Source organism: Streptomyces sp. NBC_00388 (assembly GCF_036061255.1).
Lineage (GTDB): Bacteria > Actinomycetota > Actinomycetes > Streptomycetales > Streptomycetaceae > Streptomyces.
In genome coordinates, this window is record NZ_CP107948.1 from 3,524,600 (window position 1) to 3,545,841 (window position 21,242).

At 71.8% G+C, this 21,242-nt stretch carries 26 protein-coding genes; 8 read left to right on the top strand and 18 right to left on the bottom strand.

What is annotated here, in order from left to right; translation table 11 throughout:
- Positions 1-169: 169 nt before the first annotated feature.
- Both OG917_RS15900 and OG917_RS15905 read left to right on the top strand, forming a co-directional pair.
- Positions 170-766 (top strand): cysteine hydrolase family protein, encoded by a 597-nt coding sequence (locus OG917_RS15900; RefSeq protein ID WP_328318261.1) that lies wholly within the window; start codon positions 170-172, stop codon positions 764-766.
- Between the two features lie 107 nt (positions 767-873).
- Positions 874-1,410, top strand: coding sequence for a sugar O-acetyltransferase (locus tag OG917_RS15905; protein ID WP_328321931.1), 537 nt, complete (start codon positions 874-876; stop codon positions 1,408-1,410).
- Between the two features lie 76 nt (positions 1,411-1,486).
- On the opposite strand, the gene OG917_RS15910 is transcribed toward OG917_RS15905, so the two are convergent.
- From OG917_RS15910 to OG917_RS15935, 6 genes are all read right to left on the bottom strand, one after another.
- The gene (locus OG917_RS15910) at positions 1,487-2,311 is read right to left on the bottom strand and encodes a hypothetical protein (RefSeq protein WP_328318262.1); all 825 of its coding nucleotides are present in this window, start codon (positions 2,309-2,311) and stop codon (positions 1,487-1,489) included.
- 180 nt (positions 2,312-2,491) lie between these two features.
- Positions 2,492-3,184: a TetR family transcriptional regulator gene (locus OG917_RS15915; protein WP_328318263.1), complete on the bottom strand. Its 693-nt coding sequence runs from the start codon at positions 3,182-3,184 to the stop codon at positions 2,492-2,494.
- A gap of 64 nt (positions 3,185-3,248) precedes the next feature.
- Complete coding sequence (locus tag OG917_RS15920; protein WP_328318264.1) at positions 3,249-4,064, bottom strand: HAD family hydrolase; 816 nt, start codon at positions 4,062-4,064, stop codon at positions 3,249-3,251.
- 314 nt (positions 4,065-4,378) lie between these two features.
- The gene (locus OG917_RS15925) at positions 4,379-5,623 is read right to left on the bottom strand and encodes a GNAT family N-acetyltransferase (protein ID WP_328318265.1); all 1,245 of its coding nucleotides are present in this window, start codon (positions 5,621-5,623) and stop codon (positions 4,379-4,381) included.
- A 10-nt stretch (positions 5,624-5,633) separates the two neighbouring features.
- The gene (locus OG917_RS15930) at positions 5,634-6,611 is read right to left on the bottom strand and encodes an asparaginase (RefSeq protein WP_328318266.1); all 978 of its coding nucleotides are present in this window, start codon (positions 6,609-6,611) and stop codon (positions 5,634-5,636) included.
- A gap of 45 nt (positions 6,612-6,656) precedes the next feature.
- Positions 6,657-7,244 carry an RsiG family protein gene (locus OG917_RS15935; protein ID WP_328318267.1) on the bottom strand — a complete coding sequence of 196 codons (588 nt, stop codon included), beginning with the start codon at positions 7,242-7,244 and terminating at the stop codon, positions 6,657-6,659.
- Between the two features lie 116 nt (positions 7,245-7,360).
- Here OG917_RS15935 and dtd point away from each other — a divergent pair, with 116 nt between their 5' ends.
- Complete coding sequence (gene dtd / locus OG917_RS15940; protein WP_328318268.1) at positions 7,361-7,786, top strand: D-aminoacyl-tRNA deacylase; 426 nt, start codon at positions 7,361-7,363, stop codon at positions 7,784-7,786.
- A 61-nt stretch (positions 7,787-7,847) separates the two neighbouring features.
- On the opposite strand, the gene OG917_RS15945 is transcribed toward dtd, so the two are convergent.
- The 4 genes from OG917_RS15945 to OG917_RS15960 form a co-directional block, all read right to left on the bottom strand.
- Entirely contained in the window at positions 7,848-8,177 is a 330-nt protein-coding gene (locus OG917_RS15945; protein ID WP_328318269.1) for an SCO0607 family lipoprotein, read from the bottom strand.
- A 116-nt stretch (positions 8,178-8,293) separates the two neighbouring features.
- Positions 8,294-9,259 (bottom strand): CAF17-like 4Fe-4S cluster assembly/insertion protein YgfZ, encoded by a 966-nt coding sequence (gene ygfZ / locus OG917_RS15950; protein ID WP_328318270.1) that lies wholly within the window; start codon positions 9,257-9,259, stop codon positions 8,294-8,296.
- Positions 9,260-9,269: 10 nt separating this feature from the next.
- Complete coding sequence (locus OG917_RS15955) at positions 9,270-9,749, bottom strand: Fur family transcriptional regulator (RefSeq protein ID WP_328318271.1); 480 nt, start codon at positions 9,747-9,749, stop codon at positions 9,270-9,272.
- 20 nt (positions 9,750-9,769) lie between these two features.
- Positions 9,770-10,333 carry an FABP family protein gene (locus tag OG917_RS15960; protein WP_328318272.1) on the bottom strand — a complete coding sequence of 188 codons (564 nt, stop codon included), beginning with the start codon at positions 10,331-10,333 and terminating at the stop codon, positions 9,770-9,772.
- A 431-nt stretch (positions 10,334-10,764) separates the two neighbouring features.
- Between OG917_RS15960 and OG917_RS15965 the strand changes: the two genes are divergently transcribed.
- Positions 10,765-11,130, top strand: coding sequence for a DsrE family protein (locus OG917_RS15965; protein WP_328318273.1), 366 nt, complete (start codon positions 10,765-10,767; stop codon positions 11,128-11,130).
- A 23-nt stretch (positions 11,131-11,153) separates the two neighbouring features.
- Here OG917_RS15965 and OG917_RS30650 read toward each other — a convergent pair whose 3' ends face one another.
- From OG917_RS30650 to OG917_RS16000, 8 genes are all read right to left on the bottom strand, one after another.
- Positions 11,154-11,528 carry a DUF3099 domain-containing protein gene (locus OG917_RS30650; RefSeq protein ID WP_443058971.1) on the bottom strand — a complete coding sequence of 125 codons (375 nt, stop codon included), beginning with the start codon at positions 11,526-11,528 and terminating at the stop codon, positions 11,154-11,156.
- Positions 11,529-11,657: 129 nt separating this feature from the next.
- Entirely contained in the window at positions 11,658-11,945 is a 288-nt protein-coding gene (locus OG917_RS15975; RefSeq protein ID WP_164259678.1) for a DUF1416 domain-containing protein, read from the bottom strand.
- Positions 11,946-11,986: 41 nt separating this feature from the next.
- Positions 11,987-12,826, bottom strand: a complete 840-nt coding sequence (locus OG917_RS15980; RefSeq protein ID WP_328318274.1) for a sulfurtransferase — start codon at positions 12,824-12,826, stop codon at positions 11,987-11,989.
- A gap of 186 nt (positions 12,827-13,012) precedes the next feature.
- Positions 13,013-13,093 (bottom strand): Ms5788A family Cys-rich leader peptide, encoded by an 81-nt coding sequence (locus OG917_RS30655; protein WP_443059081.1) that lies wholly within the window; start codon positions 13,091-13,093, stop codon positions 13,013-13,015.
- Positions 13,094-13,275: 182 nt separating this feature from the next.
- Positions 13,276-13,965, bottom strand: a complete 690-nt coding sequence (locus OG917_RS15985; RefSeq protein WP_328318275.1) for an LmeA family phospholipid-binding protein — start codon at positions 13,963-13,965, stop codon at positions 13,276-13,278.
- Between the two features lie 73 nt (positions 13,966-14,038).
- Positions 14,039-15,634, bottom strand: a complete 1,596-nt coding sequence (locus tag OG917_RS15990; RefSeq protein ID WP_328318276.1) for a hypothetical protein — start codon at positions 15,632-15,634, stop codon at positions 14,039-14,041.
- A gap of 8 nt (positions 15,635-15,642) precedes the next feature.
- Complete coding sequence (locus OG917_RS15995) at positions 15,643-15,897, bottom strand: MoaD/ThiS family protein (RefSeq protein ID WP_266855489.1); 255 nt, start codon at positions 15,895-15,897, stop codon at positions 15,643-15,645.
- Between the two features lie 101 nt (positions 15,898-15,998).
- Positions 15,999-16,898 carry an alpha/beta hydrolase gene (locus OG917_RS16000; protein ID WP_328318277.1) on the bottom strand — a complete coding sequence of 300 codons (900 nt, stop codon included), beginning with the start codon at positions 16,896-16,898 and terminating at the stop codon, positions 15,999-16,001.
- Positions 16,899-17,161: 263 nt separating this feature from the next.
- On the opposite strand from OG917_RS16000, the gene OG917_RS16005 reads away from it, so the two are divergent.
- The 4 genes from OG917_RS16005 (at position 17,162) to OG917_RS16020 (ending at position 21,241) form a co-directional block, all read left to right on the top strand.
- Positions 17,162-17,953, top strand: coding sequence for a winged helix-turn-helix transcriptional regulator (locus OG917_RS16005; protein ID WP_328318278.1), 792 nt, complete (start codon positions 17,162-17,164; stop codon positions 17,951-17,953).
- 36 nt (positions 17,954-17,989) lie between these two features.
- Positions 17,990-19,012: a LacI family DNA-binding transcriptional regulator gene (locus OG917_RS16010; RefSeq protein WP_328318279.1), complete on the top strand. Its 1,023-nt coding sequence runs from the start codon at positions 17,990-17,992 to the stop codon at positions 19,010-19,012.
- A 150-nt stretch (positions 19,013-19,162) separates the two neighbouring features.
- Positions 19,163-20,266: a S1C family serine protease gene (locus OG917_RS16015; RefSeq protein WP_328318280.1), complete on the top strand. Its 1,104-nt coding sequence runs from the start codon at positions 19,163-19,165 to the stop codon at positions 20,264-20,266.
- A 243-nt stretch (positions 20,267-20,509) separates the two neighbouring features.
- Positions 20,510-21,241 (top strand): response regulator transcription factor, encoded by a 732-nt coding sequence (locus OG917_RS16020; RefSeq protein ID WP_328318281.1) that lies wholly within the window; start codon positions 20,510-20,512, stop codon positions 21,239-21,241.
- Position 21,242: the final 1 nt, after the last annotated feature.

Sequence of the window (21,242 nt, forward strand, 5' to 3'; positions counted from 1 at the left end):
CGGACGGCCGGTGATGACAGTGCGAGCAGGAGCGATGTCCGGAACTGCATGTTAGACGACATTGCCGACACCGGCCGGGGGGTCATAGCGTTCCGGAGACAGCTCATCGAGCGCGTGCCCCGGGTGTCCCCGCACGCGCCGCCCGGCACGCAACCTGAGGTGGTACCCCATGACTTCGACGACTCTGCGCGAGCTCAACGGCTTCGACGAGACGCCCGCTTCACTCACCGACGCAACGCTGATCCTCGTCGACTACCAGAACACCTACGTCGGCGGCGTGATGGAGCTGGAAGGCTGGCAGGCCGCCCTCGACTCCGCCGCCGCACTGCTGGAGAAGGCCCGCCAGGCAGGCACGAAGGTCATCCACGTCATCAACGACGGCGGCGAGGGCACCCCGTACGACATCCGCGCCGAGATCGGCCGCATCCACCCCGCCGTCGCCCCGGCCGAGGGCGAGCACATCGTCGTCAAGACCGCCCCGGACGCCTTCGTAAACACCGACCTGGGCGAACACGTCGACGCCGCAGGACACAAGGACCTCATCATCGCCGGATTCATGACGCACATGTGCGTCACCTTCACCGCACAGGGCGCCTTCCTGCGCGGAAACCGGCCCACCGTCGTCGCCGACGCCTGCGCCACCCGCCCGCTCCGCTCCGCCGGCACCGAGGGCGGGACCGACCTGAGCGCCGACCAGATCCACCACAGCGCCCTCGCGACCATCACGGACCTCTACGGAACCGTCATCACCTCCGCGAAGCTCTGAGCCCTGCGCCCGGCCGCGCTCATGGTGCATCGTTGCCTGGGCGCACCGCGCGGCCGAAGTGGGACGAACGCTGGAGGAAGCCCGCCGTGACCAGTCAGAAGGAACGCATGCTCGCCGGGGAGCTCTACCTCGCCGACGACCCCGAGCTGGCCGCTGACGCGCTGCGCGCCGCGGTGCTGAGCGAGCGGTTCAACGCCACGTCGCCCACTGATCCGGCCGGCCGCAGGGCCGCGCTCACCGAACTGCTGGGCTCAGTGGGCGAGGATGTGGAGGTCCGGCCGCCGCTGCGGGTGGACTACGGCCGTCACATCACCATCGGGCCGCGGACGTTCGTCAACTTCGGCGCCGTCTTCCTGGACGTGGGCGCGATCGTCATCGGCGCCGACGTCCAGATCGGCCCGAACGTCCAGCTCCTCACGCCGACCCACCCGATCGACCCGGAGCAGCGCCGCGCCAAGTGGGAGGCGGCACAGCCGGTCACTCTCGGGGACAACGTCTGGCTGGGCGGCGGCGTCATCGTCTGCCCGGGGGTGACGATCGGCGAGAACACCGTGGTCGGGGCGGGCTCGGTCGTCACCAGGGACCTGCCGGCGGACGTCGTCGCCGTCGGCAACCCGGCCCGCGTGATCCGCTCGGTCCCGTAGACCTGTCGCAGGGGCTTTCCTGCGGGGAACGGGAACGCGTTCCTGGCACCGGGCCGGGCAGCGCGGGGCCGCCCCGTCAGGAGAGCGGCAGCCGGTACTGCCACCAGCGGTGGCTGACCCGCAGCTTGGCCGACTTGAGCGCCCTGCCCAGCACCTCGTCGTCCAGCTCGCGGACCCGGAAGGACTCCACCGAGGGGTGCTCCTCGCGGATCTGCTCGGCGAAGTCCGCCACCAGGGAGCCCAGTTCGGGTGCGTCGACGCCGTGGTGGCCGACTCTCTCGACGTACACCTCCGGGCCCGCGACCACAGCGGCGATACGGGCGGCCGTGCGCCCGTCGGCCGTCAGCAGTTCGAGGCCCTGCCACCCCGTGCCCCGGGGCGCCCGGCGGGTCCGTACGACGGGCATCCCGTCCGGCCGCTGCCAGCGGGCCAGTGCCGACACGCCCCACTTCCGGCCGAGCTCCCGGTGTACGGACGCCTCCAGCTCGGCCGCCGCGCGCGCGTCCAGTTCCGCGCCGGTGTCGCCGCGGTCCAGCCAGTCCAGTGCCCGGAACCCTGCCGCGCGGGCCGCGTCGGCCGCCGCACGGAAGAGGGCGACCAGGACCGCCTCCTCGTCACCGGTGCCGTCCGGCTCGGCCACGGAGCCGTGCACGATGCGCTCACGCTCCAGCGACACCAGGAGCCACTCGACGGTCGCCGCGTCCGCGTCCTGGCCGGCGAAAACAGGGGCCCAGCCCAGCAGTGTGCCGTCACCGGAGCGGGCGGTCGCCACGCCCAGCGCCCCGGGGCGCGGGCCGTGCCCGCCGGGCGCCCGGGTACCGGCGGGAAGACCGGCGGCCAGCTCCTGCCACAGCAGCTGCTCCGCCCGGGGCTCCCGGTCGAACTCCACCACGATTTCCATGCCGTCCCCACTCACGCAGCCAACAGGTCACAGACTCCGGCACCCGCAAGCATCGGCGAAGACCGGCGGGCGGACGGGGACGCGGCTTCCCCGTGTCCCTCCTCTGCCTGCTCAACCATGCCCTCAATATGCGCCATGCCTGCTGCCGGGGGTGCACCCGGCCCCTCCGCGAGCGGGCGGTCAGCGGGGCCGGTCCCCGATCCCTTCCCGCAGCTGTGCGAACGCCCGTTGTGCCGCGGCCACCGCGTCGGGGTACACCCGTCCGGCGCTCTCGCCCGCCGCGATCCGCCGCCAGTTCTCCTCGGCCAGGATCCGCTGCACGGCCACGATCTGCCCGGCCGCCAGCCGCGCACCGAGCCGGGTGTCCGGCCCGCGCGGGTCCTCCCCCCACGCCCCCGCAGCGGTGTCCTGAGCGGCAGCGTCCGGTGTCGCCTCCGCGAGGGCCCCCGCCAGCGCCGCCTCGGTACGGCTCAGGTACGCGGACAGTCGCGCGACGAGAGCGGGCGTCCCGTACAACAGCCGGTGGAAGGCCAGCACCTGCTCCTCGTCGCTGAGCCCGGTCACCGGGTCGCGCCGCTGCAGCCCGCCGAGGAAGTGCAGCCGCAGAGCGTCCAGCGGCGGGCGTCCCGCGGGCCGCCCCGCCACCACCCCGGCCGCCTCCCGCTCGTGGTCGGCGAAGCGGTGCAGGACCAGGTCCTCCTTGGCCGGGAAGTACCGGAAGAGCGTGGGCTTGGAGATCCCGGCCGCCGCCGCCACCTCCGCCACCGGAACCGCGTCGAATCCCTTCTCCAGGAAGAGCCGGATCGCGGCGTCCGAGATCGCCCAGTAGGTCCGCTGCCGATTGTGCGCACGCAGGCCCGTCCCGCCCCTCATGACGACCGGGCGTACGCAAGGAGCACACCGGACACCCGGGGCACTGCCTGCCTGCCGCAGCGGCTCACCGGCCCCAGAGGATGTCCAGGACCGGCTCCCAGGTGTTGAGCACCAGGTCGGCGCCGGCCGAAGCCAGCTCGTCGACGGCCAGGTCGTCGGTGGCGTAAGCGAGGAACGGCAGGCCGATCTCCTGCGCCGCCCGCAGGTCCCGCACCGAGTCGCCGATCACCAGCGTCGCGGTCCGGTCGGCGCCCAGCCCTGCCAGCGCCTGCTCCAGTGTGTGCGGGTGCGGCTTCAGCAGCTGGAGGTCCGCTGCTGTCCGGCCGTGGATGTGCGGCCCGAAGCACTCGGTGAGGCCACGGCCCGTCAGGTAGTCGCGCACCGCCCGGGACGAGTGGTCGGTGGTGACGGCCAGCCGGCCGCCGGTCGCCGACCAGGTGCGGACGACGCCGTCCGCGTACATCGCGGGCCACGCTCCGGGAACGGCCCGCTGCTCCTGGCGCGCCAGCCACTCCTCCAGGTCCGCCACGAGGTCGCTCGCGGGGTGGAGCTCCCCGACCGTACGCAGGATGTCGACCGGATCCGAGAGCCCGCCGAGGTCCGCGCCGGGGGCGAGGGCCGCGACCCCGCGCTCCTCGAGGAAGGTCCGCATCCCCTCGGAAGCGGTGCGCGCGGCGCTCTGGTCGAACAGCCGGCAGAGCGGGCCGTCGAAGCCGAAGAGCACATACCGTGTCGCGGCGATCCGGTCTCGGAGGTTCTCTCGGATCACGGATACCGCCTGTTCGCATCGCGTCGTGTCGGTCGCACCGGCCGGGACGGTCGGGACGGCCTGGGGATTCGTCACGGTCGTGTCGTTCGCATCGGTCACGTCTGAAGTCACCCGGACAGACTCCCCATGTCCGGGCCCTTCGCAGTCCTGTCTGCGTCGAACCATTTCCGGGGCCCTTCCACCGCGTTCCGCTCTTCTCCGCGAACGTGGCTGTCCGTCCGTGTGTCCGTCCGTCGTATGGCAAGACGCCGTTGGCCGCCCGGCCGTTCCACATCCGGCCTACCCAAGAGTAGCGATGGCCTGAACCTCCCTGGCACGGCGGCCAGTTGCGCGGACCGCTGCCCCCTCCGCCCGTTCCGGCCCAGCGGCCCGGGGCCGTCGGCGCCTCCCGGGTGGGGGGAGCCGGCCGGAGGCCGGGCCGGGGGTCAGAAGATGTCCGGGCACCAGGGCCGGACCGCCGTACGGAACAGCGCCTCGGCGACGGCCACCGCGCCGTGCCTCTCCTCCGAGATCCGGCCCAGCGCGGCCAGCCGGACCGCCGATGCGTCGCCCAGGTACAGGGCACCCAACTCCCCGACGTCCAGGGCGATATCGGCAGGCTCCGAGGTCGGCGCACAGACCGCGCCGCCGGGCGATGCGTCCAGCCGGTAGCGGCCCGCCGTGAGCCCGTCCCCGTCCCCGATCTCCAGGACCAGGGTGCCGGACGCCTCGTACGTCCGGGCCTCCAGTGCCCGTACGACATCGAGCAGCCGGATCCACAGGAAGTCCGCGTGCTGGGTGATCCTGGCCGCGCGCGGGTCGGGCAGCAGCGACGGCAGCAGATCGTCCGGGCCCCGGCGGCCCGCCTGCACCGTGGTCACCCAGTCGACCGAGCAGAGGAAGTGCCACAGCGCCCGCTCGGCTGCCGGGGACACCGCGATCAAGTCCCGCACGGTGGCGGTGTTGAGCGGCTGCTTGGCGGCGCCCCAGTGGGCGTCGGCGGTATACACGAGCAGGCCGTCGATCTCGCCCCGGGGAGAGCGGTACACCGCGTAGAACGGCTCCGTCCACGGGTGGTCCGGCAGCTCGCCGAGCCCCGTCCTGACGGCCCACCAGCGCTCGTCCCTGCCGACCGCGCCGGGGTGCGACTGCCGGAAGCGGGCATGCAGCGCGGGACCGAGCTCCCGCGCGCCGGCGGAGTCGGTCAGATCGATCCGGCCGCCGCACTCCGGGCGGGCCCAGCGGGGGTCGAGCCCGGCCCGCGGGATGTCGACCGCCCACTCCGTGGAAAAGGCCGCAGGGCCGAAACCGAAGCGGCCGTAGATGGGGTACTCGGCGGCGATCAGCGTCGCCAGCACCTCCCCGCGCTCCTTCGCGGCCGCCAGGTCCACCGCCATCATCCGGCTGAGCAGGCCGCGCCTGCGGTGCGTCGGGGAGACCGTGACGTTGGTGACCGCGCCGGCGGGGAGTGAGGCCCCGCCGACGACGGTGACCTCCTGCGCGAAGGACCGGAAGGTCGCGACGCAGCGCCCGCCGTCGAACGCGCCCTGGGCGCGCGCCAGATCGGTGTACGGGCGCCGGCTGCGCACCTCGTCGGCGGAGACCGCCGGCGGCTGGAGGAAGCCGGTGTGACAGGCGCGGAGCCAGTCGGGATATTCGGATTCGGAGACCGGGCGGACGTCGACTGCCATACGCGTCACGCTATGCACCCGCCCCGCGGACTGTCGCGCGAATTTCGCCCACCTTCGCCGCGCCGCCGAGCAGCGGCGCGTCCGCCAGCCTGGCCAGTACCGGGCTCTCCACACCCATCTGCTCCAGGGTCCGCGCCAGCACCGGTCCCAGCGCCCGGGTCGCACCGTCCTCGACCTTGAAGGCGAGTGCCCGGCCGTCGGGGAGCGCCAGCGCCTGGACCGCCTCGGCTCCCATCTTCGAGAGCGTCCCGGGCAGCGCCCGCATCACCCAGGTGTCGGGCCTGCGGGTGCCCGCGACGTACTCGGGGTGGGCGCGCATCGCGTCCGCGACCCGGCGCTCGGGCGATCCCTCGGGGGCCAGCACGAACGCACGGAACGCGCGGGCGAGGCCGACCAGGCTGACCGCCATCAGCGGCGCCCCGCACCCGTCCGTACCGACCGAGGTCACCCGCTCGCCGGCCGCCTCCTCGACCACCGTCAGGACCAGCCGCTGGAGCGGGTGGGAGGGGTCGAGGTAGGAGTCGGTGGGCCAGCCGTTCAGCGCGCAGACGGCGAGCATCGCGGTGTGCTTGCCCGAGCAGTTCATGGTGACGCGCTCACGGCCGTGGCCTGCGGCGAGATACCCCTCGGCCTCGACCGGGTCCAGCGGCAGGTCGGCCGGGCACTGCAGATCGCTCTCGTGCAGCCCGTACTCGGTGAGCATCGTGCGCACGAGCGCCCGCTGGAACTCCTCGCCCGAGTGGCTGGCCGAGGCGAGGGCGAGCCGCTCGCCGGAGAGGTCGAGGCCGGCCCTCAGTACGGCGGCCGCCTGCATCGGCTTGTTGCTGGAGCGTGGGAAGACGGGCCGCGAAGGGTCGCCGAGCGTGTGCTCGACGGATCCGTCGGCCGCGAGGATCACCAGCGAGCCCCGGTGCCTGCCCTCCACGAAGCCGGAACGTACGACCTCCGCGAGGACCGGGGACACAGGGGCGGTGGAGCTGGCGGTCATCGTGGGCCTTCCGGGGAACGGGGCCCGCCCACCGGAAGGATCGCCTCAGGTGAGCAGGTCGTCTACTTGCGCTTCGCCTTCACGGTACCTGCGGGCGATCTCCGCGCTGCAATCGTCGGCGGTGCGCTGGAGGTGCTGCCTGCGGCTGGAGACCTGCTGCTCGTAGCGGACCAGGCGGCCCATACCGGTGTGCAGCTCTTCGTCCGTACGGGCGCCGAGATCGGAGAGCTCCACCTCGGCGAGCATGTCGGCGGCCAGCTGGCTGTTCTCCGCGCTGCGCGGCGTCGAGAGCGTCACGTGCCTCGCGGACGAGCGGTGCGAGGACGGCACGTCCGCGAGGATCTCGGAGAGCCGCTCGACGACCGGGGACTCAGGGCCGGTGCGCCGGGCCAGCTCGGCGCGGAGGATGTCGATCCGCCCGTGCAGCATGCGGCGTACGTAACTGAGGTCGGCCTCGTCCCGCTGGGCGTCCCTGCGCAGCGTGCGGAGGGCCGGAAGGTGCAGTCGGCCGATGTCGTGCTCGGTGATCGCCGGGAGTGCGGCGCCCGCCCGCTGCGCGGGTGCCCTCCGTGCGGAGCCGATCCGGGTCATGGATACGGGACCGGACGACTGTCCGGCGCCAGATGTGCTCATATGCGTATTCCGTCCCCTCGACCGATGCGGTGCACCGCCTCTCGTGCATGGTGCCACCCCGGGTGGTGCCGTTGCTGGCTCTCCGCACCCGTTCGGCCGTGGATAGATTGGTGCGCATGCGTGCAGTGGTGCAGAGGGTGGACGGCGCGAGCGTCGTCGTGGCTGGTGAGACCGTGGGTGAGATCACCGGCGAGGGTCTGTGTGTGCTCGTCGGGGTCACCCATGAGGACACAACGGAAAAAGCGGCGCAGCTAGCCCGAAAGGTATGGTCGCTGCGCATTCTGTCGGACGAAAAGTCGTGCTCGGACGCAAATGCACCTTTGTTGGTGATTTCGCAGTTCACGCTCTACGGAGACGCCCGGAAGGGCCGCAGGCCCACCTGGAACGGGGCCGCCCCCGGCGAGGTGGCCGAACCGCTCGTCGACGAGGTGGTGGCCCGGCTGCGCGCCCTGGGCGCGACGGTCGAGACGGGCCGGTTCGGGGCGAGCATGCGGGTCTCACTGACGAACGACGGCCCGTTCACGGTCCTGCTGGACATGTGAGCGCGGCCCGCAGGAGAGACCGGCGGGCCGCTGGGGAAGCGGGCCGGCGCGGCGACCCGGCTCACCCCTTCGGCGCCTTGATGATCTTTCCGTTCCTGTCGACCGTGTGGCTCTGCCAGTAGGTGTCCCACCTGTCGCCGACATGCGCGGGCACCTTGCCCTTCGGGTAACGGGTGTAGCCCTTCGGCGGCTCGTGGCCGTCGGACGCGCAGGCACTGCCGGTGGAGCCGATGTTCAGTACGGGATACTCACCGCCGCCGCAGATGGCGTCCGCCGTCGAGCAGCCCGTGAGCCCGAAGGCGACCGAAGCGGCGGCCACCAGGAGGACCGGGACGGAGCGGGCGCGCCGCCTGCCGGTCGGGGACGTACGGGGACGGATGGGCTCGCGCATGGTGCACTCCTCGTGGATCGGCGTGGAAGCAACCCTGCACCGGTCCCGGTGTCCGATCATGAGTACCGCTACTCAGACCGCCTGCCGCACGGGCTCAGGTGGCCGGCCCACGCGGCCTAAGGCTCCACGACGACTTCCTGGGCGGCGGCGGTGTCCCCCGCCAGCAGCTCGGCGTCCACCGGCACGTTGCGCTTCACCAGCGCCAGCGCGATCGGCCCCAGCTCGTGATGGCGGGCCGACGACGTGACGAAGCCCAGCTGGCGGCCCTCCGCACCGTCCGCAGCGAGCCTGACCGGCGTACCGGGCCCCGGCAGCAGCACCTCGCTGCCGTCCAGGTGCAGGAAGACCAGCCGCCGCGGCGGCTTCCCCAGGTTGTGGACTCGGGCGACCGTCTCCTGCCCCCGGTAGCAGCCCTTCTCCAAGTGGACCGCGGTGCCGATCCACCCCAGCTCGTGCGGGATGGTCCGGTGGTCGGTCTCCAGACCGAGCCGCGGCCGGTGCGCCTCGATCCGCAGCGCCTCGTACGCCAGCAGGCCGGCCGCCGGGCCGTGCTCGGCCGCATACGCCGCCAGCTGCTCCCGGGGCAGGAAGAGATCACGGCCGTACGCGGTCTCCCGGACGACCACGCCGTCCGGCACATCGGCGATCGAACCGGCCGGCAGATGGACGACCGCGGTGTCCCCGGTGCGGTCGGCGATCTCGGCCCGGTAGTAGAACTTCATGCTCTCCAGGTACGCGATCAGCTCCTGCTGCGTGCCCGGCTCGACATGCGCCCACACCGTCTCGCCGTCGTCCACGAGGTAGAGGGCGTGCTCGATGTGGCCGTTGGCCGAGAGGATGAGCGCCTCGGTGGCCACGCCCTGCGGCAGGTCGCTGACGTGCTGGGTGAGCAGCAGGTGCAGCCAGCTCAGCCGGTCGGGGCCGGTGACCGCGACGACACCGCGGTGGGAGAGGTCCACGAGACCGGCGCCCTCCGACAGCGCGCGCTGCTCGCGGAACAGGTCCCCGTAGTGGGCGGCGACACCTTCGTCCCGGCCTTCGGCGGGGACGGCACCGGGCAGTGACAACAGCGGGCTCTTCATGTCCGCAAGCCTACGGCCGGTCTCCGGAAGCCCGGGAGGGGCCGTCCTCTCCCCCGGTGCGGGGCCCGTCAGTCCCGCCCGCGCACTTCGCGCACCGTCCGAAGATGGCGAAGTGCTTCATGTCCGTCTCGAAGCCGAACGTCTCGCGGAGCTTCGCCGTGAAGTCGGCGGCCACGCTCACATCGGCCTCGATGACCTCCGTGCAGTCCCGGCAGACCAGGTGGATGTGGTGGTGCCGGTCGGCGAGGTGGTACGTCGGAGCACCGTGCCCGAGGTGGGCATGGCTCACCAGACCCAGCTCCTCCAGCAGCTCCAGGGTCCGGTAGACCGTGGAGATGTTCACGCCGCCCGCCGTCTTCCGCACCTCGGTGAGGATGTCGTCGGGCGTCGCGTGCTCCAGCGTGTCCACGGCCTCCAGCACGAGCTGTCGCTGGGGGGTCAGCCGGTATCCGCGGCTGCGGAGGTCGCTCTGCCAGTCAGTGGTCTCCACGCCTCCAGTCTAGGAGCCGCTTACTTGAAGAAGGCGATTCCGTCGTCAGGAAGATCCTTCAGATCCTTCGCCCACTCGCTGGGGTCGACGGACTTCTTCAGGTGCGCGGACATGTAGGGGCGCAGCTCGACCTCGGGGGTGGCCTTCTCGCCCACCCACATGAGGTCGCTGTTCACATAGCCGTAGAGCCGCTTGCCACCGCTGTACGGGCCGGACGCCGCGGTCCGGGCGACCGCGTCCGTCACCAGGTCGATCTGCGGCTTCTGGTCGGCGAGCTCGCCGTACCAGATCTCGACGACGCCCTGGTCGCGGACCATCACGACCTCGACCTTGCGCTGCTCGTCGACGCGCCAGTACCCGGACTCGGACTCCAGCGGCCTGACCTTCACGCCTTCGGAGTCCAGCACCCAGGTGTGCGAGGTGTACTCAAGGAAGTCCCGGCCGTCGTGGGTGAAGGCGACTTCCTGGCCGAAGTTGCACTTCTCCTCACCGGGGAAGTCGGCGACGCCGGCTCCCGTCCAGTTGCCGAGGAGGAAGACCAGGGGGACGAGGCTCGGATGAAGGTCCGACGGAATCTCGATCATGAGGGCTCAGACGATCTGTGAGAGGGGTTCGGGCTGCCGCTGCCGCTGCTGCCACTGCCGAGCGGTCAGCGCTGGCCCTGGTAGAGCTTCTTCACGGAGAGGCCGGTGAACGCGATGACGCCGACGCAGACCAGGACCAGCAGGGCGATGTAGAAGGCTTCAAGCACGAGGTGCTCCTAGTACGAGCGGCCGCACGGACGACGGCGGCCGCGAGGACGTGAAAAGCAGGAAGGGCCGGGTCCCAGCCTAATGGGTGGGGGCCCGGCCCTCTCTGCGAGGTAGGCGCACGCAGGTCGCGCGGTGGCGGGCCGTCCGGGCCCGGGCAGTACCGCGCGGGGTTCCTGCCCGGCGTACAGGACGCCGGGGGAGCTCAGGGGAGTGACACCTCCGTGCAGGGGCCGGGCCGGCAGAGGCGCGATTACAGTTCGGCCATGGCGCAGAAGAAGCTAGTGATCAAGGTGACCGCGGGATCCGATGCTCCCGAACGGTGCTCCCAGGCGTTCACCGTGGCGGCGGTCGCGGTGGCCAGCGGGGTGGAGGTCTCGCTCTGGCTGACCGGTGAGTCGTCGTGGTTCGCCCTGCCGGGCCGGGCCGCCGAGTTCGAGCTGCCGCACGCGGCGCCGCTGCCCGATCTGATCGACTCGATCCGGGCCGGCGGGCGGATCACCGTCTGCACCCAGTGCGCGGCCCGCCGCGACATCACCGAGCAGGACGTCCTGGAAGGCGTACGGATCGCCGGCGCCCAGCTCTTCGTGCAGGAGGCCATGGGCGACGGCGTCCAGGCGCTCGTCTACTGACCGGCCCGGCAGGATCCCGCCCGCTACCGGCGCCGTCTCTTCCCGTCCAGCTCGTCCCACCACTCGTCGGACGTCCGGTCCCCCGAGGGCGGCAGGTCCGTGTGCTTCTCCGTGCGGCCCCCCGGGTGCTTCCCGGGGCGCCCCTCAGGCTGCTTCCCCGGGCTGTTTCCCGCGCGCTTCTCCGCGGAGCCCTCGGGTGGCTGCTCGTCCCACCAGCGGTCGTCGGGCCCCCGCCGGTTGCCGACGATCGCGGCGACCGGCGGAATGACCATCGCCACGAAACACATACCGATCGCCGCCGGCACCGACCAGAGACGTACGAAGGCCCAGGAGGAGACGAAGAGCAGCAGGCAGCCGCCCATCAACAGGAAATATCCGCGCCGACGTCGCGAGTACATGTCTCCAGCGTAAGACCGACCGGCGACAGCCCGCCCCCGGACGGCACGGAGGGCCGCACCCTGTCCAAGTGGCGTCCAACCCCCTGGGGTGCGGCCCTCCGGCCGGCTCACGTGCTGCTGAGACCTGGGTCAGACCGCGATCGCGATCTCCGCGAGGCCGCCGGTCTGCGCGACGACCGTGCGGTCGGCCGTGCCGCCCGGGACGAGGGCGCGCAGCGTCCACGTGCCCTCGGCCGCGTAGAAGCGGAACTGTCCCGTCGCCGAGGTCGGGACCTCGGCGGTGAACTCACCGGTCGAGTCCAGCAGGCGCACGTACCCGGTCACGGGCTCGCCGTCACGGGTCACGCTGCCCTGGATGGTGGTCTCACCGGGCTTGATCGTCGAGGCGTCCGGGCCGCCGGCCTTCGCTCCGCACATGCTGTTCTCCTGAAGGGCCTAGAAGTTGGGGAAGGGCGCTGCTACTTGTTGGCGCCGAGCTCGATCGGCACACCCACGAGCGAGCCGTACTCGGTCCACGAGCCGTCGTAGTTCTTGACGTTCTCCTGGCCGAGCAGCTCGTGCAGGACGAACCAGGTCAGCGCGGAGCGCTCGCCGATGCGGCAGTACGCGATGGTGTCCTTGGCCAGGTCGACCTGCTCGTCCTCGTAGAGGGCCTTGAGCTCGTCGTCCGACTTGAAGGTGCCGTCGTCGTTGGCGTTCTTCGACCACGGGATGTTGCGCGCGCTCGGCACGTGGCCGGGGCGCTGCGACTGCTCCTGCGGGAGGTGCGCCGGGGCGAGCAGCTTTCCGCTGAACTCGTCGGGCGAGCGGACGTCGACCAGGTTCTTGCTGTTGATCGCGGCCACCACGTCGTCGCGGTAGGCGCGGATCGACTCGTCCTGCGGCTTGGCCTTGTACGTGGTGGCCGGGCGGGTCGGGACGGCCTCGACCAGGTCGCGGGAGTCGAGCTCCCACTTCTTGCGGCCGCCGTCGAGCAGCCGGACGTCGCTGTGGCCGTAGAGCTTGAAGTACCAGAAGGCGTACGAGGCGAACCAGTTGTTGTTGCCGCCGTAGAGCACGACGGTCGTGTCGTTGCCGATGCCCTTCTCCGACAGCAGCTTCTCGAAGCCGGCCTGGTCGATGAAGTCACGGCGGACCGGGTCCTGGAGGTCCTTGGTCCAGTCGATCCGGATGGCGTTCCGGATGTGGTTCTTCTCGTACGCCGAGGTGTCCTCGTCCACCTCGACGATGGCGACCTGCGGGTCATCGATGTGGGCCTCGACCCAGTCGGCATCTACCAGGACGTCGCTGCGGCTCATGCGGAATCTCCTCCGGGGGGCGGGGAATCCCCTGCTCCTGCGGAGCCTGGGGACATGCGGTGGGATGGTGCGATGGTGTCGGCGTACGGATCCACGGAGGCCGGGAGACAGAGCGCGTCCGGCACCGCGGGGGTGGCCCTGACAACGGTCGAGGGCCCCGGGGGATACGGGAGTCGGAGCTCCCGCTCAGAAGGCGCGACAGAGCATGGCGGCGACGCGGCACAGGTCGACTGCCCGCCGCTTCGTGAGATCCGCCTGGTGCTTCATGCGGTCGATCGTAGGGAAGTACGGGCGGAGATGTCACCGTCGTATCAGGCAGTGAGACGTGAATGTCCGCGATGTGGGACAAGGATTCGCTGAAGCGGGATCGGCCCGGGGTCGCCACGGTTCCGTACCTGCCCGCCATCTGCGGACCGGACGCCCCCGTCTCACCATCCGGGCACTCAGGCTCACCCGGCCAGTGAGACGTCCGTACCCGTGACGCCGATGTCCACACCGTCCGGAGTCGCCCGCACCTCGCTGAGCTTCAGACCTGCGGGCAGCCCGCCGACCGCGCTCACGAAGTCCGTCCTCTGCCGGACCAGGCCCTCCAGGCCGGGGATGCCCTCGCCGGGCACCGTGTCCGCGTGCACCTTGATCCGGTCCGACCCGACCATGGTCACCGTCGAGGTCACGCTGCGGCTGACCGTGCGCCCCAGGACGGCGACCGAACCGGTCACCTTGACCTTGCCGTTCCCGCCGTACGCGACCTTGGCGTCCGATGCGGACGCCTTGGTGAGGTCCGCGTACGAGATGTGCGCGCTGCCGCTGGCGCGGGCGGCCACAGCACTGCTGAAGGTGCTGGAGACCTTCACGTCGTGCAGTTCGGCCCGCACCTCGGTGATCCGTACCTGCCGGCCCGACGCGCTGGCCTCGACGCCCTTGAGCGTGACGTCGACCCGGCCCAGCTTCTTGTCGAGGACCTGGGTCAGGAACGGGAAGCCCTTGATGTCCACATCGGGCGAGGCGGAGAGCCCCTCACTGCTGCGTATTCGGTCGGCCGCCTTGTTGTCGGCGACATGCACCGCGATCCGGTCCGCGAGGACGAAGAGGCCGCCCAGAACCACGACGATGATGAGCAGTGTCCGCAGTGCTCGCATGACCGGTCGTCCCCTGCTCGTCCCCGAGGTCCTGATGCGTGCCGGTGGCACGCACCCGAGCCTAGCCGCCTGTTCAGCCGATCATCCGGCCGATCAGGTAGATCGCGGGCGCTGCGGCGGAGAGCGGCAGGGCCACTCCGGCCGTCATGTGCACGAAGCGGGACGGATAGTCGTAGCTCGCGACCCGCAGCCCGATCAGCGCGCAGCCGCCGGCCGCCGCCCCGAGCAGCGCGCCCTGGACACCGAGCCCCGTGACGGCGCCCGCCAGGGCGCCTGTGGCAGCCGCAGCGACCAGCGCGGCGACGAGCCCGGCAGGGCCGGGCAGCGGCAGCGCGCGCACGACGGCCGCGGCTGCCACGGCCGTACAGCCGACGGTCACCGCGTCCGTGGACGACGCGAGGATCCCCGTCGCGACGATGGTGAGCGCGGAGGAGGCGATGGTGGCCATCAGCCCGGCCATCCGCTCGTCGGCGGGCGCGTGGCTGCGCAGCTGGAGCACGAGCGTGAGCAGCACCCAGGTGCCGAGCGTGCCGATGATCGCGGCAGGTCCGTGGTCCGCGCCCGCGACGAGCAGGGCGATGTCCGCGACGACACCGCCGAGGAAGGCGAGTGCGATGCCCTGCCGGGCGGGCCACATGCCGTTGAGCCGGAACCAGCCTGCGGCGGTGACGGCCTGGAGCACCAGCAGCGGCACGACCAGGGCATACCGCCCGCCGAAGGCGGCAGCCGCCAGCAGGATCCCGAGCCCGGCCGTCAGACAGGCGGGCTGCATCCCGGGAGCGATGATGGGCGACCGCCCCTCGGCGCGCGCCCGCTGCGCGTCGGTGATCCGCGCGTTGCCGACGGTGCTCGGGGCGCTGTACGCGGGGCCGTCGGCCGGAGCGGCGGGAGCAGCAGCGACGGGCGCCGCCACGACGGCAGGCTCGGATCGCGCGGCGTACGGCGCGGGGGCCTCCGGCGGGAGGGGGTGCGACTGCGGCGGAAAGCAGGTGGGTGCGGCCCCGGTGTACGGCTGCTGGGCGTCGTGGACCGGGCCCCCGTGCTGCTGCCGGGGCTCGTGCTGCCGGGCCTCGTACGGCTGCTGAGGGGCCTGCTGGTGCTGAGGGGCCTGCTGGTGCTGAGGGGCCTGCTGAGGCTGAGGGGCCTGCTGAGGCTGAGGGGCCTGCTGAGGCTGCTGGTACGGAGGCTGCTGCGCGGACTGCTGATGCTGCGGCTCGTACGGAGACTGCTGAGGCTGCTGCTGGTGCTGGTGCTGGTGCTGGTACGGAGCCTGCTGCTGGGCGTACGGGTCGTGCGGGATCTGCGCGGCCTGCTGCTGGTACGGGGGCTGCTGGTACGGAGGCTGCTGCGGAGCCGCGTAGGGCTCCCCCGCCGGAGCCCGGGCCGGGCGCTGGACCGGCTGGACCTGGGTGTCCCAGGTCTGCCCGCTCCAGGTCTGGGTGAACGGATCATGCGGGTGCGCCGCGGGGTGGCCGTTCGGATCCGGGTACGCGGGAGGGTCCTGGTACGCGTTCGGGTCCGGATAGCCGTTCGGGCCCTGGTACCCGTTCGCGTCCTGGTACCCGTCCTGGTACCCGTTCGCGTCCTGGTGGCCGTTCGGGTCCTGGTTGGACCGCGGGTCCGGCTGCTGCGGCTGCTGCTGCCCGTACGGATATGGCTGATCACTCATGTGCGGGGTCACCCTCCTGCGAACGGCGGGAGCACCTCGACCGTGCCGCCCTCGGCAAGCCGTACCGTCTCATGGCCGCGGGTCCCCACAGGGTCTCCGTCGACGAGGAACGAGCATCGCCGCAGCACCTGGGCCAGCTCACCGGGGTGTCGCTCGCGCGCAGCGTCGAGCGCTTCGGCGAGGGTGGCGCCGCTGTACGGCTCCTCGGCTGTGCCTGCGGCGGCCTTGGCGGCGGCCCAGTAGCGGATGGTTCCCGCGGGCATGGGTACTCCTCAGTGGTTTGCGTCGCGCGGGTCCATGATGCCGGGTGCGGCGGGGCGGCCGTGCCCCCGCCCGTCGCCGCCCGGCCGCCGGCGCCCCGTCGTCACCTCTCCCGCCCCGGCTGTCTCATCAGCCACTCCCCCACCCGCCGGAGCAGTTCGTCCCCCGCCGCGTTCTCCGCGTGCCCCATGCCCGCCTCCACCCAGAGCTCGGCTCCGCCCGGCCCCGCCGCGGCGGCCAGCATCCGCGGATGGTCCAGCGGAAAGTAGGGATCCCGGTCCCCGTGCACGATCAGCAGCGGCGTCGGAGCGATCAGCGGTGCCGCCTCCACCGGAGACAGCGGGACCGGGTCCCAGTCCTCCGTGTGGATCCGGGTCCGGAGGCCGAACCGTCCGACGGCCCGCCCCAGCGGGCGCGTGACCACCCAGTGGAGCCGCCGCATCGGCGCCGTCCCCCGGTAGTACCACCGCGCGGGAGAGCTCACCGCGGCCACCGCGTCCGTACGTGCTTCCGTACGCCCCCCGTGCGGGGAGCCGGGAGCGCCGGGCAGGTGACCGGCGGCTCCGCCCCCGCTGCCGGAGCCGCCGGCCCCGTAGAGCGCCGCATGGCGCAGCACCACCGAACCGCCCATCGAGAAGCCGACCGTCACCACCCGGCGGTGCCCCAGACTGCGGGCCCACTCGACCGCCGCGGCCAGGTCGAGCACCTCCTTGTCGCCCACCGTCGACCGTCCGCCCGATCGCCCGTGCCCCCGGAACGAGAACGTGACCACGGCCGCGTACTGCGCGAACACCCCGGCAGCGCGCCGGACCGCGGGCCGGTCGACCGACCCCGTGAAACCGTGCGCGATCACGATCGCCGTGTCGGCAGGACCCTCCACCCACGGCTCGTACCGCGCCTCCACGGGCACCCCGTCCCGGGTACGAAGAATCACCCTCGGGTCGCCCGGAGTGACCAAGGAAACAGATGCCTTGCTGAAACGGTCTTCTGACGCGGAAGTCATGTGAGCTATTCTGGGCGGATGAGGACCTGGGCAAAGTTGCCCCCAGGTCCTTTTGTGCTTTCGGCGCGTTGTATACGAAACGCGCGGACGGCGCAGCAAGCCCCGGGCCCGGGGTATGCGCAGAAAAAAAGCAGTGCCACATACGCCCCCACTGCCCTGAAACGGCGTGGGAGGGGCCCCCGTCGCAGGGACCGAGGAGGAACCGACGTAATGGGCGAGCGATATATGCACGACCGTATGACGACCACGGCAGGTGGGGCGCGATGAGTTCTCTGCTGCTCCTGACCAATGCCCTTCAGCCGTCGACGGAGGTGCTACCCGCCCTCGGACTTCTGCTGCACAGTGTGCGGGTCGCCCCCGCCGAAGGCCCGGCTCTCATCGACACCCCGGGTGCCGATGTGATCCTGGTGGACGGGCGCCGCGACCTGCCCCAGGTCCGCAGCCTCTGTCAGCTGCTCCACTCCACGGGGCCCGGCTGCCCGCTGGTCCTCGTCGTCACCGAGGGCGGCCTCGCGGCCGTCACGGCCGACTGGGGCATCGACGACGTCCTGCTCGACACGGCGGGTCCTGCCGAGGTCGAGGCGCGGCTGCGGCTCGCGACAGGCCGCCAGCAGATCACATCCGACGACTCCCCGACCGAGATCCGCATCGGGGACCTCTCGGTCGACGAGACGACGTACAGCGCGAAGCTCAAGGGCCGGGTCCTGGACCTGACCTTCAAGGAGTTCGAGCTGATCAAGTACCTCGCGCAGCACCCCGGCCGGGTCTTCACCCGGGCCCAGCTGCTCCAGGAGGTGTGGGGGTACGACTACTTCGGCGGGACGCGCACGGTGGACGTGCACGTACGGCGGCTGCGCGCCAAGCTCGGCCCCGAGCACGAGTCGCTGATCGGCACCGTACGCAACGTCGGCTACCGCTTCGTCACCCCCGAGAAGGTCGAGCGCGCGGCCGAAGAAGCCCAGGCCAAGGCCGCCGAGCGGGCTGCCGGTGCACTGGCCCGGACGGCGGACGCCGCGGATCCCCGGGAGCCCGCTGTCCGGCCCGTAAAACGGTAGGTCCCAGGGCAGGTCCATCCGCGTAGACTGCCGCGCGTGGCCAAGGTGACGCGGGACGATGTAGCGCGACTGGCGGGGACTTCGACCGCGGTCGTCAGCTATGTCATCAACAACGGACCGAGGCCGGTCGCCCCGGCCACGCGCGAGCGGGTAGTCAACGCGATCAAAGAGCTGGGGTACCGGCCGGACCGGGTGGCCCAGGCCATGGCGTCCCGGCGCACCGATCTCATAGGGATGATCGTGCCGGACGCCCGGCAGCCCTTCTTCGCGGAGATGGCGCACGCGGTCGAACAGGCCGCCGCCGAGCGCGGAAAGATGGTCCTCGTCGGGAACTCCGACTACCGCGACGAACGCGAGGTCCACTACCTCCGCGCCTTCCTCGGGATGCGGGTCTCCGGTCTGATCCTGGTCAGCCAGGGCATGAGCGAACGCGCCGCCGCCGAGATAGAGGCGTGGGACGCCCGGGTCGTGCTGCTGCACGAGCGCCCCGAGGCGATCGACGACGTCGCGGTCGTCACGGACGACATCGGCGGCGCCCAGCTCGCCACCCGCCACCTCCTGGAACACGGCTACGACTACGTGGCCTGCCTCGGCGGCGTCGAGTCGACGCCGGCCGTCGGCGACCCGGTGGCCGACCACGTCGAGGGCTGGCGGCGCGCCATGCAGGAGTCGGGCCGCTCGGTCGAGGGCCGGCTCTTCCAGGCCGCCTACAACCGCTATGACGCCTACCAGGTGGCGCTGAAGCTGCTCGCGGGCCCCGACCGGCCCCCGGCGATCTTCTGCTCCACCGACGACCAGGCGATCGGCGTCCTGCGAGCCGCCCGTGAGCTCCGGATCGATGTGCCCGCCGAGCTGGCGGTGGCCGGTTTCGACGACGTCAAGGAGGCGGCTCTCACCGATCCGCCGCTGACGACGGTCTACTCGGACCGTCCGGCGATGGCACGCTCCGCGGTCGATCTCGTCCTGGACGACGCGCTGCGGGTCGCGGGGTCGCGCCGGGAGCGGCTGAAGCAGTTCCCGTCGGCGCTGGTCGTGCGGCGTTCCTGCGGCTGCGGCTGACCCCTCGCCACGCGCGCCCCTCCCCGCAGGCCCGGCCAACCCCGCCCGTACGGCGGCCCGTCGGGCCTTTATATCGGGCATACGGGGTTCTGTCGGGCTTCTCAGCGGGCGCTCAGGAAACTCTCATCGTCCGTGGCAAAGCTATGAGACATGACCGAGAACCCGGAGCAGTACCCCAACCCGCAGCAGGACGATGCGTACGCGGCCCGGTCCTACCCGCCGCCGCCCACCCACCAGCCGTCAGCGGCCTGGCCGCCGCCGGCTCCGGCCGACCCCGCGGACCACAGGCCCAAGCGCGCCAGGCGGCCGGTCGCCCTGCTCGCCGCTGTCGCCATCGTCGCCGCGGTCATTGGCGGCGGTTCCGCGGCGCTCGCCGAGTCCCTGATGGACCACGGCAACGGCGGCAACCCCTCGGGCACCGTCAGCGGCACCACCGTCTCGCAGTCGAGCAGGGGCACGGTCTCCGGTGTCGCCCAGGCCGTCTCGCCCAGCATCGTGGAGGTCAAGGCGACCTCCACCGCGGGCCAGTCCACCGGTGCGGGTGTGATCGTCACCGCGGCCGGTGAGATCGTCACCAACAACCACGTCGTCTCCGGCGCCGGCTCGGTCAAGGTCGCTCTGAGCGACGGCAAGTCGTACACCGCGAAGGTGGTCGGCACCGACCCCGGCAAGGACCTCGCCCTCCTCAAGGTGTCGGGCGCCTCCGGTCTCAAGCCCGCCTCGCTCGGCAACTCGTCCGGCGTGGCCGTCGGCGACCAGGTCGTGGCTATCGGCTCCCCCGAGGGCCTGACCGGCACCGTCACCAGCGGGATCATCTCGGCGCTCGACCGCGATGTCACCGTCGCCAAGGAAGAGGGCCAGGGGCAGAGCCAGGACCAGGGCCAGAGTCAGGGCCAGAGTCAGGGGGGCCAGGGCCAGGGCGGCGAAGGGCAGGGCGGCGAGGGCCAGGGCGGCGGGGACGGGAACTGGCCGTTCCAGTTCGGTGGGCGGCAGTTCAACGGCGACACCGGCGACTCCACCACCACCTACAAGGCGCTCCAGACCGACGCCTCGCTCAACCCCGGCAACTCCGGCGGTGCGCTGATCAACATGAATGGCGAGATCATCGGGATCAACTCCGCGATGTACTCGTCCAGTTCGCAGAGCAGCGACAGTTCGAGCGAGGCTGGGAGCGTGGGCCTCGGCTTCGCCATCCCGATCAACACGGTCAAGGCCGACCTCGCCCACCTGCGCGCGGGCGGCAGCAACAGCTGACGGTCCGGACAACAGCTGACGGCCCGGGCAGCGGTACGGGCCCGGGCGTCCGTGCCACCGCCGCCTCAGCCGCCCGCTCCGAGGGGCGTGCCGCACGCCGCCCGAGGCCGGCCGTGCGAGGCTGAGGGACGCCGGGCCCCGGCGACCGCACCCCCGGCGACCGCACCGTACGCCGCCGGACGTCGGACGCCGGACAGCCCCGGTGAACCCAGCGACCGACCCCAGCAAGCAAGGACAGAGCCGATGAGCCCCGCCGAGGACGGCCACGACCAGCAGCGCATCCTGATCGTCGATGACGAGCCCGCCGTACGCGAGGCGCTGCGCCGCAGCCTCGCCTTCGAGGGATACGGGACGGAGGTCGCCGTCGACGGTCTGGACGCGCTGACGAAAGCCGCCCCGTACGAACCGGATCTGATCGTCCTCGACATCCAGATGCCCCGCATGGACGGCCTGACGGCGGCCCGCAGGCTGCGTGCGTCCGGATCGACCACCCCGATCCTGATGCTCACCGCCCGCGACACGGTCGGCGACCGGGTGACAGGACTCGATGCGGGCGCCGACGACTACCTGGTGAAGCCGTTCGAGCTGGACGAGCTGTTCGCCCGCATCCGCGCGCTGCTGCGGCGCAGCTCGTACACGGCGACGGCCGGCGAGGTCCCCGACGACAACGTGCTCGCCTTCGCCGACCTGCGGATGGACCTCGCGACGCGCGACGTGGTGCGCGGCGAGCGGAGGGTGGAGCTGACGCGTACCGAATTCACCCTGCTGGAGATGTTCCTGGCCCATCCGCGCCAGGTGCTCACCCGGGAACAGATCCTCAAGGCGGTGTGGGGCTTCGACTTCGAGCCGTCGTCCAACTCGCTGGACGTGTACGTGATGTACCTCCGCAGGAAGACCGAGGCGGGCGGCGAACCGAGGCTGGTGCACACGGTGCGGGGCGTCGGGTACGCGCTGCGGACCGGGAGCGCCGAGTGAG